The 11,396-nt window shown below is 66.3% G+C and carries 11 protein-coding genes and 1 pseudogene; 9 read left to right on the top strand and 3 right to left on the bottom strand.

Going from position 1 to position 11,396, the window contains the following annotated elements; translation table 11 throughout:
• Positions 1 to 193 precede the first annotated feature (193 nt).
• Positions 194 to 1,378: a pyridoxal phosphate-dependent aminotransferase gene (locus tag QRO91_RS20095; protein ID WP_049429254.1), complete on the bottom strand. Its 1,185-nt coding sequence runs from the start codon at positions 1,376 to 1,378 to the stop codon at positions 194 to 196.
• Positions 1,379 to 1,569: 191 nt separating this feature from the next.
• On the opposite strand from QRO91_RS20095, the gene QRO91_RS20100 reads away from it, so the two are divergent.
• From QRO91_RS20100 to hslU, 8 genes are all read left to right on the top strand, one after another.
• Complete coding sequence (locus QRO91_RS20100) at positions 1,570 to 3,681, top strand: S9 family peptidase (protein WP_049429255.1); 2,112 nt, start codon at positions 1,570 to 1,572, stop codon at positions 3,679 to 3,681.
• Positions 3,682 to 3,735: 54 nt separating this feature from the next.
• Positions 3,736 to 4,161 carry a YbaN family protein gene (locus QRO91_RS20105; RefSeq protein ID WP_049429256.1) on the top strand — a complete coding sequence of 142 codons (426 nt, stop codon included), beginning with the start codon at positions 3,736 to 3,738 and terminating at the stop codon, positions 4,159 to 4,161.
• 159 nt (positions 4,162 to 4,320) lie between these two features.
• A complete protein-coding gene (locus QRO91_RS20110) occupies positions 4,321 to 4,593 on the top strand; it encodes an LPS translocon maturation chaperone LptM (protein ID WP_049429257.1) in 273 nt (90 codons plus the stop codon).
• Entirely contained in the window at positions 4,586 to 5,437 is an 852-nt protein-coding gene (gene dapF / locus QRO91_RS20115) for a diaminopimelate epimerase (protein WP_010481382.1), read from the top strand. The genes QRO91_RS20110 and dapF overlap by 8 nt, the downstream gene beginning before the upstream one ends.
• Positions 5,434 to 6,108, top strand: coding sequence for a DUF484 family protein (locus tag QRO91_RS20120; RefSeq protein ID WP_049429258.1), 675 nt, complete (start codon positions 5,434 to 5,436; stop codon positions 6,106 to 6,108). Before dapF ends, QRO91_RS20120 begins: the two co-directional genes overlap by 4 nt.
• Before the next feature lie 16 nt (positions 6,109 to 6,124).
• Complete coding sequence (gene xerC, locus QRO91_RS20125; RefSeq protein WP_049429259.1) at positions 6,125 to 7,021, top strand: tyrosine recombinase XerC; 897 nt, start codon at positions 6,125 to 6,127, stop codon at positions 7,019 to 7,021.
• An 85-nt stretch (positions 7,022 to 7,106) separates the two neighbouring features.
• The gene (gene hslV / locus QRO91_RS20130) at positions 7,107 to 7,658 is read left to right on the top strand and encodes an ATP-dependent protease subunit HslV (RefSeq protein ID WP_005411093.1); all 552 of its coding nucleotides are present in this window, start codon (positions 7,107 to 7,109) and stop codon (positions 7,656 to 7,658) included.
• A 94-nt stretch (positions 7,659 to 7,752) separates the two neighbouring features.
• Positions 7,753 to 9,126 (top strand): ATP-dependent protease ATPase subunit HslU, encoded by a 1,374-nt coding sequence (hslU, locus tag QRO91_RS20135; protein ID WP_049429260.1) that lies wholly within the window; start codon positions 7,753 to 7,755, stop codon positions 9,124 to 9,126.
• A 96-nt stretch (positions 9,127 to 9,222) separates the two neighbouring features.
• On the opposite strand, the gene QRO91_RS20140 is transcribed toward hslU, so the two are convergent.
• On the bottom strand, positions 9,223 to 10,215 hold the full coding sequence (locus tag QRO91_RS20140; protein WP_049429261.1) for a Gfo/Idh/MocA family protein: 993 nt from the start codon (positions 10,213 to 10,215) through the stop codon (positions 9,223 to 9,225).
• Positions 10,216 to 10,260: 45 nt separating this feature from the next.
• Positions 10,261 to 10,920, bottom strand: coding sequence for an efflux transporter SmeDEF transcriptional repressor SmeT (gene smeT, locus QRO91_RS20145; protein WP_049429262.1), 660 nt, complete (start codon positions 10,918 to 10,920; stop codon positions 10,261 to 10,263).
• A 222-nt stretch (positions 10,921 to 11,142) separates the two neighbouring features.
• Between smeT and QRO91_RS20150 the strand changes: the two are divergent.
• Positions 11,143 to 11,396 (top strand): annotated as a pseudogene (locus QRO91_RS20150) (efflux transporter periplasmic adaptor subunit); the annotation flags it as partial.

Consider the following 11,396-nt stretch of genomic DNA (forward strand, 5'->3'; position numbering starts at 1 on the left):
ACAATATTCGGAGGTTGTTTGTTTGTTTTTTATATAAAAAAAAAACAATCAGTTTATGGGCTCCCAGCGACATTAAAAAAAAAAAAAAAAAACCCCCCCCCCCCCGAGTGTTTTTTTTTTTTACCGGCGCCCCCGCCCCCCCCCCCCCCCCCCCCCCCCCCCCCCCCCCCCCCCCCGCGCCCCCCCCCCCCCGCTACCGGAAATGCTTCAACCCGCGCGCGATCCGCTCCACCGCCTCCTGCAACCGCGGCACTTCCTGCGTGTAGGCCAACCGCACGTGCTGGTTCGCACGGTGGAAGCCGAAATCCAGCCCCGGCGTGAATGCCACGTGCTCGGTTTCCAGGAAATGGGCGCAGAACGCCTGCGCGTCACCGGTGAATGCGCTGACATCGGCGTACAGGTAGAACGCACCCTGCGGCTCGACTTCGATGCGGAAGCCCAGTTCACGCAATGCCGGCAGGAGGAAATCGCGGCGCTGGCGGAAGGCTTCGCGACGCTGCTCGAAGATCGCCATCGCTTCCTCGCTGAAACACGCCAGTGCGGCATGCTGGGCGATGCTCGAGGCGCTGATGTACAGGTTCTGCGCCAGCTTCTCCAGGTCCGGCACCGCCGCCGGCGGTGCCACCAGCCAGCCCAGCCGCCAGCCGGTCATGCCGAAGTACTTGGAAAAACTGTTCAGTACGAATGCGCTGTCGTCCACCTGCAGCACGCTGGGTGCATCCAGGCCGTAGGTCAGGCCGTGGTAGATCTCGTCCACCACCAGGTGGCCGCCGCGCGCGTGCAGGGTCTGCGACAGGGCTGCCAGTTCGTCGGCGGAGAGCACGGTGCCGGTGGGGTTGGCCGGCGAGGCGACCAGCGCGCCGACGCTGTCGGCATTCCAGTGCTGTTCGACCAGCGACGGAGTGAGTTGATAGGCGGTCTCCGGCCCGACCGGCACCAGCTGCGCGCCGCCTTCCACCAGGCGCAGGAAGTGGCGGTTGCACGGATAGCCGGGGTCGGCCAGCAGCCAGTGGCGGCCGGGGTCGACCAGCAGGCTGCTGGCCAGCAGCAGCGCCCCGGAGCCGCCAGGGGTGACCAGGATGCGCTCGGGGTCGATGTCCAGCCCGTAGTGGCTGCGATAGAAGCCGCTGATTGCCTGGCGCAGGGCCGGCAGGCCACGTGCGGCGGTGTAGCGTGTATGGCCGGCGGCCAGTGCGGCCTGTCCGGCACGCACGATCGGTTCGGCGGTGGTGAAGTCCGGTTCGCCGATCTCCAGGTGGATCACATCGTGGCCCGCCTGTTCCAGCGCCTGGGCGCGGGCCAGCAGGGACATCACGTGGAACGGGGCGATTTCATGGCTGCGCCGGCTGTAGCCCGGCGTGTGGGGCAGGGTGCTCATGCGCCCATGGTACGCCGCGCGCTGGGGTCGGATCCCTTTTGCACGCAAAAGGGCTCTGACCCCAGCAGGAGCCGCACCATGACGATCCGCAGGGTTGCCGCATCGCCGCGATTGGGGTCAGATCCCTTTTCGGGAAAAGGGATCTGACCCCGTCGAAGACCATTGCATTGATGCGCCTGGAGCCTTATTTCATGAAACCTACCCTATGCCTGTTGCTTGCCAGCCTGATGACCACCACTGCCAACGCCGCCCCCCTGCCTGTTCCGCCGGATGCCGCCAAGCACCCGCATGTGGTCAAGGCGCCGTTCGGCGCGACCCGCAGCGATGACTACTACTGGCTGCGCGACGACAAGCGCGAGAACAAGGACATGCTGGCCTACCTGCAGGCCGAGAATGCCTATGCCGACCAGCTGCTGGCACCGCTGAAGCCACTGGAAGACACCCTGTACAAGGAGATCGTCGGCCGCATCAAGCAGGACGATTCCAGCGTGCCGGCGCGTGAGCGCGGCTACTGGTACTACAGCCGCTTCGAGACCGGCCAGGACTACCCGATCCATGCGCGCCGCAAGGGCAGCATGGACGCGGCCGAAGAAGTCCTGCTGGACGTCAATGCGATGGCTGCCGGCAAGGGCTACTTCAGCGTCGGCTCGATGGAAGTGAGTCAGGACAACCAGCTGCTGGCCTGGGCCGATGATGACGTCGGTCGCCGCCAGTACACGATCCGCTTCAAGGACCTGGCCACCGGCAAGGTGCTGCCCGACGTGATCACCGGCAGCTCCGGCGACCTGGTCTGGGCCGACGACAACCGCACCGTGCTGTACGTCGAGAACGATCCGGAAACGTTGCTGACCGTGCGCGTGAAGAAGCACGTGCTGGGCACCCCGGCCAGCGCCGACACCGTCGTCTACGAGGAGAAGGACGACAGCTTCTACATGGGCATCGGCCGCACCCGCGACGATCGCTTCATCACCATCGGCGTGCACAGCACGGTGTCCTCGGAAGAGCGATATGCACCCGCCAGCGACCCGACCACCTTCACCGTGCTGGCGCCGCGCCAGCGCGACGTCGAGTACGACGCCGACCACTACGATGGCCGCTGGGTGATCCGCACCAACGACGGTGCGAAGAACTTCAAGCTGGTCACCGCACCCACCGATGCCACCTCGCGCGCGCAGTGGAAGGACTGGATCGCGCATGACGATGCCGTGTTCATCGAGGGCTTCGAACTGTTCGACAGCTACACCGCCATCGCCGAACGTTCCGAAGGCCTGGAGCGCATCCGCCTGCTTTTCAAGGACGGCCGCAGCGACTACGTGAAGGCCGATGAGCCGGCGTATTCGATGGGCCTGGGCGACAATACCGAAGCCGACACGCCGTGGCTGCGTTACATCTACACCTCGATGACCACCCCGACCACGGTGTTCGAACTGAATACCGCCACCGGTGAGCGTCGCCAGCTGAAGGTGCAGCCGGTGATCGGCTATGACGCGTCGAAGTACGAAACCGACCGCGTCTGGATCACCGCGCGCGATGGCGTGAAGGTGCCGGTGTCGCTGGTCTACCGCAAGGGCTACAAGAAGGACGGCAAGGGCGCGCTGTTCCAGTACGCCTATGGCAGCTACGGCATGTCGATGGACCCGTACTTCAACCAGACCGCGGTGAGCCTGCTCGACCGTGGCGTGGTGTATGCCATTGCCCACATCCGTGGTGGCCAGGAAATGGGCCGCGACTGGTACGAGAACGGCAAGCTGCTGCACAAGCAGAACACCTTCAACGACTTCATCGACGTCACCCGTGCCCTGGTGGCGCAGGGCTGGGCGGCGAAGGATCGCGTGGCGGCATCCGGAGGCAGTGCCGGTGGCCTGCTGATGGGCGCGGTAGCCAACCAGGCGCCGCAGGACTACCGCGTGATGGTGGCGCAGGTGCCGTTCGTCGACGTGGTCACCACCATGCTCGACCCGACCATTCCGCTGACCACCAACGAGTACGACGAGTGGGGCAACCCGGAGCAGAAGCCGTACTACGACTACATGCTGTCCTACTCGCCCTACGACAACGTGAAGAAGCAGGCCTATCCGGCGCTGTTCGTGGGCACCGGCCTGTGGGATTCGCAGGTGCAGTACTGGGAACCGGCCAAGTGGGTGGCCAAGCTGCGTGACGACAACACCGGCCATTACCCGATCCTGTTCCGCACCAACATGGAAGCCGGCCACGGCGGCAAGTCGGGGCGCTTCCAGCGTTACCGCGAGCTGTCCGAGTCGTACGCGTTCGTGCTGCAGCAGCTGGGCATCGCCCAGCCGTGATCGCGACAGGGTGCCGGGCACTGCCGGGCACCCTGAACCGGTATCCTTGCGGCCATGAGCGCGCCAGATCCTTCCGCCCCACGCGACGCCACCACGCCACCGCGCGTGGTGCGTTTCCGCTGGGCGTGGTGGCTGCTGGCCTACGTCAGCCTTGGCACCGGCATCGTCGGCATCTTCGTGCCGGGCCTGCCGACCACCGTATTCATCCTGATTTCGGCCTGGGCCGCTTCGCGCGGCTCCGAGCGCCTGCACACCTGGCTGCTGCAGCATCCGCGCTTCGGTCCGGCCATCGCCAACTGGCAGGCGCACGGGGCGGTCAGCCGCTACGGCAAGTGGATGGCCACGATCACGATGGCGGTATGTGCCGGCATCATGCTGTGGTGCGTGCCGATCGCCTGGGTGAAGTGGTTCTCGATCGGCAGCATGACCGTGGTGGCGATCTGGCTGTGGACCCGGCCGTTGCCACCGTCGGAGGGCTGAACATGGCCCGCCAGCGGCCCCCATGGGGGCGGCAAGGGGTAGAGTCGACTGTTAGTCGACTATCGCGCGCAGCGCGGGGTTTTCGCTATCTGATCGAAGAGCAGTCGACTAACAGTCGACTCTACCTACCGCTCAGCCGCCAATGGCTATACTCGGGGCATGAAGATCCCCCATCCAAACGCCATCCTGATTCCGCTGGCAGCGGCCTCGCTGCTGTTCCTCGCCGCCTGCGGCAACAAGGGCCCGCTGGTACTGCCGCAGAAGCCGGTGCCGGTGGAAGAGACCGTTGAACCCGTTGCCGAGCCCGCGACCGAAGCGACCCCGGCGGAGACCCAGGGCAGCGGCACGCCGGCCACGACCGTGGACCCGGCTGCACCGACCACCCAACCGGCGCCTGCGCCTGCGAAGAAGGTGGGCGGCGGGAATGAGTAAGGCCGGTTCCAAGGCGCTGCGCTTCAGCAAGATGCATGGCGCGGGCAATGATTTCGTAGTGATCGACCTGCGTGGCGGCACTGCGCCGCCCACGCCTGAACTGGCCGCGCGCCTGGCCGACCGCCACACTGGCGTCGGCTGCGATCAGATCCTGACCATCGAAGCACCGCGCGCGGAAGGCTCGGTGGCGTCCTACCGCATCTGGAATGCCGACGGTTCCAACTCCGAGCAGTGCGGCAACGGCGCGCGCTGCATCGCGGCCTGGCTGGTGCGCGAGGGCAGTGCGCAGGGCGATGCATTCGTCATCGACAGCCCGTTGGCCAGCCACGAAGTGAAGGTGCTGGGCGAGGGCCAGTTCGCGGTAACCATGGGCGTGCCTGCCTTCGAGCCGGCCAACGTGCCGCTGATGGGCTTCGCCCACGCGCGTGAGGAATACCTGCTGCCGTTGCAGGGGGAAAGCGTGCGATTTGCCGCGGTGTCGATGGGCAACCCGCATGCGGTGATCGAAGTGGGCCTGATCGATGCTGCGCCGGTCGAGCGCGTCGGTGCGCTGCTGCAGCAGCATGCATCGTTCCCGCGCTCGGTGAACGTGGGTTTCGCCCAGGTGATGGGCCCGGCGCATGCGCGTCTGCGTGTGAATGAGCGCGGCGTCGGTGAAACCCTGGCTTGTGGCAGCGGTGCCTGTGCCGCTGCGGTGACCCTGATGCAGCGTGGCCGCCTGCAGCGTGACGCGCGCATCAGCCTGCCCGGTGGTGACCTGCGCATCCAGTGGCCGGGCGATGGCCAGCCGGTAGTGATGGCCGGCCCGACCGCATTCGTCTTCGAAGGGGAGTGGATCGCATGACCGAAACCGTCGACAAGCTCGGAGCCCATGAAGTCGCTGCCTGGTTGCGGCGTCATCCGGGCTTCCTCAAGCAGTTCCCGGACCTGGCCCTGACCCTGGTGGTGCCGCGTGACGACGGTCCGACCGCGTCGCTGGCCAGCTACCAGCTGGAAGTGCTGCGCGAGAAGAACCGCGAGCTGGCACGACGGTTGGCCGATCTGGGCGCCACCGCCCAGATCAATGAACGCCTGGCAGTGCGCACGCATCAGCTGACCCTGGCACTGATGAAGCAGGACAACGCCGCCGATACCCTGCGTGCGATGGCCGCCTCGCTGCAGGAAGATTTCGCCGGGGACCTGGTACGGCTGGTGGTGCACACGCCGGTGGCCGGGCTGGAGCAGGCCGACTGGCTGCAGGTGATCGCCGCCGATGATCCGCAGCTGGGCCCGTTCCGCGACTGCCTGAAGGACGGCGAGCCGATCTGCGGGCGCCTGCAGCCGGAAAAGAATGCCGTGCTGTATGGCGTGCGCAGCGAGGAAGTGCAGACCACGGCGCTGCTGCCGCTGCCGGGCGTGGGCCTGATTGCGGTCGGCAGCCACGATCCGAACCGCTTCTATCCGGGCATGGGCACGCTGTTCCTGCGCATGATGGGCGATGCCCTGGTCGCCGGCCTGAAGCGCTTCGCGGGCTGAGCAGGACATCACGACGATGAGCGCGGTACAGGCCTTCCTGCAGCACCTGCAGGTGGAGCGGCGGATGTCGGCGCATACGCTCGACGCCTACCGCCGCGACCTGGATGCGCTCTCGGTCTGGGCCGAGCCGCGTGGCGTGGCGGTGGAGGCACTCGATGCCGACGCGCTGCGCCAGTTTGTTGCCGATGAGCATCGCCGTGGCCTGTCCGCGAAGAGCCTGCAGCGCCGGTTGTCGGCGTGCCGGAGCTTCTATGCCTGGCTGCTCAAGCACGGGCGCATCGAGGTCAGCCCGGCGGCGACGCTGAAGGCACCGCGCGCACCGCGCCGGTTGCCACAGGTCCTCGACGCCGACGAAGCCGTGCAGCTGGTCGAGCTGGAGCCGGAAGGCGAGCTCGGCCGCCGCGACCGCGCGCTGCTGGAACTGTTCTACTCCTCCGGCCTGCGCCTGAGCGAAGTCTGCGCGCTGACCTGGCGCGACCTGGATTTCGCCAGTGGCCTGGTCAACGTGCTGGGCAAGGGCAATCGCCAACGCCGCGTGCCGTTCGGCCGGCCGGCGCGCGAAGCGCTGCAGGCGTGGCGCACGGAGAGTGGTGGTGGCCCGGCCTCGCCGGTGTTTCCCGGCCGCAACGGGCCGATCAGCCAACGCGCGGTGCAGATCCGCATCCGCCAGCTGGCGCAACGCCAGGGCCTGTTCAAGCACGTGCACCCGCACATGCTGCGGCACAGTTTCGCCAGCCATATCCTGGAATCGTCCGGTGACCTGCGTGGCGTGCAGGAACTGCTTGGCCATGCGGACATCGCCACCACGCAGATCTATACCCACCTCGACTTCCAGCACCTGGCCAAGGTCTACGACGCCGCGCATCCGCGCGCGAAGCGTCGACGCAGCAACGAGGGCAGCGGAGAAAGCTGAACGTTGCCCCTGCGGCAGGCGGTCGCGGGTGGCTTGAAGGGCGCAGCGCAGTCCCCACCTCTGGTTCTGTCACCCCGGAGGCATCATGGACCCCAGTCAGAACCCCAACGTTTTCCACGCCACCACCATCGTCTGCGTCCGTCGCGGCGAGCACGTGGCCATTGCCGGCGACGGCCAGGTCACGCTGGGCCACACCGTGATGAAGGGCAATGCGCGCAAGGTGCGCCGCCTCGGCCGTGATGGCCAGGTGCTGGCCGGCTTTGCCGGTGCCGCCGCCGACGCCTTCACCCTGTTCGAGCTGTTCGAGGCCAAGCTGGAAAAGCACGGCCAGCTGCAGCGTGCAGCGGTCGAGCTGGCCAAGGATTGGCGCACCGAGCGCCGCCTGGGCAAGCTCGAAGCCCTGCTGGCAGTGGCTGACAAGGAAACCTCGCTGATCATCAGCGGCACCGGCGATGTGATCGAGCCGGAGGACGGCATCATCGCCATCGGTTCCGGCGGTTCGTATGCCCTTTCGGCTGCGCGTGCGCTGATGGCACACACCGAGCTGGATGCACGCACCATCGCCAGCGAGGCGATCGGCATCGCCGGTGACATCTGCATCTACACCAACCGCAACGTGGTGGTCGAGGAGCTTTGACCGCTCTTCTGTAGTGCCGAGCCATGCTCGGCAGGGCTGCCCGTCAGCCGAGCATGGCTCGGCTCTACATGCATCTGAATTCGTGAGCACAACCATGCCGAAGATCGAAGTTTCCTCCGCCACCATGACCCCGCGCGAGATCGTGCAGGAACTGGACCGGCACATCGTGGGCCAGCACGACGCCAAGCGCGCGGTGGCCATTGCCCTGCGCAACCGCTGGCGTCGCATGCAGCTGGTGCCGGAGCTGCGCAATGAAGTGATGCCGAAGAACATCCTGATGATCGGCCCCACCGGCGTCGGCAAGACCGAGATCGCGCGTCGCCTGGCCACGCTGGCCAACGCGCCGTTCGTGAAGGTCGAAGCGACCCGCTTCACCGAAGTCGGCTACGTCGGCAAGGATGTCGAGCAGATCATCCGTGACCTGGCCGATACCGCAGTGAAGCTGTACCGCGAACAGGCCAAGGTGCGCGTGCGTACCCAGGCCGAAGAACGCGCCGAAGACCGCATCCTCGATGCGCTGCTGCCGCGCCGCAGCGGTGGCATCGGCTTCGATCCGGAAGTCGCCCGCAACGAACCGTCGGCGCAGGACAACGAGACCCGCATCAAGTTCCGCAAGATGCTGCGCAACGGTGAGCTGGACGAGCGCGAGATCGAACTCGACCTGACCGCCAATGTCAGCATGGACATCATGACCCCGCCGGGCATGGAGGAAATGGGCCAGCAGCTGAAGTCGATGTTCGCCAACCTCGGCGGTGGCGCCAAGGCGCACAAGCGCACGCTGACCATCAAGGCCGCGCGTCCGCTGCTGATCGAGGAAGAGGCCGGCAAGCTGGTCAACGAAGACGACATCCGCACCGCGGCGATCGAGGCCTGCGAGCAGCACGGCATCGTGTTCATCGACGAGATCGACAAGGTTGCCAAGCGTGGTGACAACGTGGGTGGTGGCGATGTGTCGCGCGAAGGTGTGCAGCGCGATCTGCTGCCGCTGGTGGAAGGCTCCAACGTGTCCACCAAGTACGGCACGATCAAGACCGACCACATCCTGTTCATCGCCTCCGGTGCGTTCCACCTGGCCAAGCCCAGCGATCTGATTCCGGAGCTGCAGGGCCGCTTCCCGATCCGCGTCGAGCTGGGCGCGCTGAGCAAGGGTGACTTCGTGCGCATCCTGACCGAGCCGAAGGCCGCGTTGACCAAGCAGTACGAAGCACTGCTGGCTACCGAAGGTGTCAAGGTCAGCTTCACCGCCGACGCCATTGAGCGCCTGGCCGAGATCGCCTTCCAGGTGAACGAGCGCCAGGAGAACATCGGTGCCCGTCGCCTTCACACCGTGCTGGAACGCCTGTTGGATTCGCTCAGCTACGAGGCACCGGACCGCGACGGCGAGACCCTGGCCATCGACAGCGCCTACGTCGATGCGCACCTGGGTGAGCTGGTGCAGGATCCGGACCTGAGCCGCTACATCCTGTAACGTCCGACGGGGTCGGATCCCTCTCCGTTGCGAGGGGCTCCGACCCCACCCACTGCAACAGAAAAGGCCGCCGAAAGGCGGCCTTTTTGTTGTTGGTCAGTGCGGGTGCCTGACGCGGTAGGCCTGTAGCACCTGATCGATCACTGCGCTGGTGCGCGCGGCGCTGATGCCGGTCGACGGTGAGCGCCCGTTGCCACGCAGCTCGTCCACGATGGAAGCGATCAAAGGCTGCTGGACCGACGGCGGGTTCGGGATATCGAACGCCTGCACGCCGGCATCGGTGTCCAGCACGACCGGAACGTCTTCGAAGGTGGCAAAGCGCAGCTGCCCGCGGTCGCCGGTGATCTCCACCTCATCCTGGCGGCGGAAGGCGCAGAAGCTCCATTGCGCGATGCCGTGCGCGCCGTTGCCGGTACGGAAGCACACCGAGACACTGTCCTCGGCGGCGTAGGCACCGGTCAGCGAACTGGCCAGGCCATGGACATCGATCAAAGGCCCCAGCAGATGGTCGAGCAGATCCAGCGTGTGCGAGCCCAGATCGACGAACAGGCCGCCACCGGAGATCGCGGGATTGGTCCGCCAGAAGTCCGGTGACGCTGCCTGCATCGAGTGTGGCCGGTGCAGGCTGGCGCGCACGCTGCGCGGTGTGCCGATCGCGCCGCTGTCCAGCAGCTGTTTCACCTTCGCGAAGCGGGGCAGGGCACGGCGGTAGTAGGCCACGAACACCGGCACGCCGCTGCGGGCACTGGCCGCGATGATGCGCTGGCACTCGCCATGGTCCATGGCCATCGGCTTTTCGATGTAGACCGGCTTGCTCACTGCAATCGCCTGAAGCGCATAGTGCATGTGCGTGGAGGGGGGCGTTGCAACGTAGATCGCGTTCACTTCCGGATCGGCGATGAGCGCATCGGCATCCGCGTACCAGCGGGGAACCCCGTGGCGTCGCGCGTAGTCTTCAGCCAGTGCCGCATTGCGGCGCATCACTGCCGCTACCCGTGAGCCCGGCGTGCTGGCCAGGGCCGGGCCACTCTTTTTCTCGGTGACGCTGCCGCACCCGACGAAGCCCCACACCACGTTGTCCAGGATCATGGGGCTGTCCTCAGATGGGCGCGGCGGTGGCGGCAGCAGCGCTGCTCACGCTTCGGGCAGCGGCTCGGGCACGGTGCCGGGCACGAACACGCCGTCCTTCACGTAGGCGGCCAGGGTCATGTCCAGTGCGAGCATGCCATCGCGCTTGAGGTCCATCAGTTCCGGTTCGACCATCGCGCCGTGCAGCACGCCCAGCACGGTGGCGTGCAGCATGCGTGCGGCGATCTTCGGATCGGCGCCTTCGCGCAGCTGGCCCAGATCGCGGGCGCGGCGCAGGGCGCGCTCCATCCGTTCCAGTCCGTCGCGGAAGCCGGCCTGCTGCAGCTCGGTCAGCACCTTGGTGTCGGCCGAGGCATCGCTGCGCAGCATGATCTCCATGGTCTTGCGCAGGCGCTCGTCCTCGGACAGTTCGATGAACGAGTGGATCATCACCGCGCGCAGGTCGTGCACCGGGGTGTCGCGCTGGTCGGTCGAGGTGCGCTCCAGTTCCTGCATGAAGGGCAGGTGCACGCGCTCGACGATCGCGGCCAGCACCTCGCTCTTGTTCTTGAAGTGCCAGTAGACCGCGCCGCGGGTGTAGCCGGCGCGGGCACCGATCATCTCCAGCGTGGTACGGGCCACGCCGTGTTCATGGAAGCAGGCTTCGGCGGCGTCAAGGATGCCTTCCCGGGTTGCCTGGGTGTCCTCTTTGGTCTTGCGGGCCATGGATGGGTACGAGTGCGGGTGAAACGTGGCTGAATTGTACCGGTTTACAAACAAACAAGCATGTATGTATATTTCGTTCCCATCATTCCCGTCGTGTGCGTGGCAGGCCTGTCCGGCTCCCGCGCCACCCGGGTGGGCGCGATCTGCGGGGTTTCACCGGAACAGGGGAAAGCCGTTGTATCAGCGTCTTCTGAGATTCCTTCCTCCAAGAGCCTTTCCGTCATGTTGCTGAGCCGAATCCGACCCTTTGCACTGTCGCTGGCGATCGCCGCGACCGTGGCTGCCTGCGGCGGCCAACCCCAGGCCCCCGAGCAGGGACCGGGTGACGTCACTGTGGTCACGCTGAAGTCCGAGACCGTGGGCCTGACCCGCGAACTGCCGGGCCGTACCAATGCCTTCCTGGTCGCCGAAGTGCGCCCGCAGGTGAACGGCATCGTCGCCAAGCGCCTGTTCACCGAGGGCGGCATGGTCAAGGC

This window comes from Stenotrophomonas maltophilia group sp. Smal32 (assembly GCF_030237085.1).
GTDB lineage: Bacteria > Pseudomonadota > Gammaproteobacteria > Xanthomonadales > Xanthomonadaceae > Stenotrophomonas > Stenotrophomonas maltophilia_Q.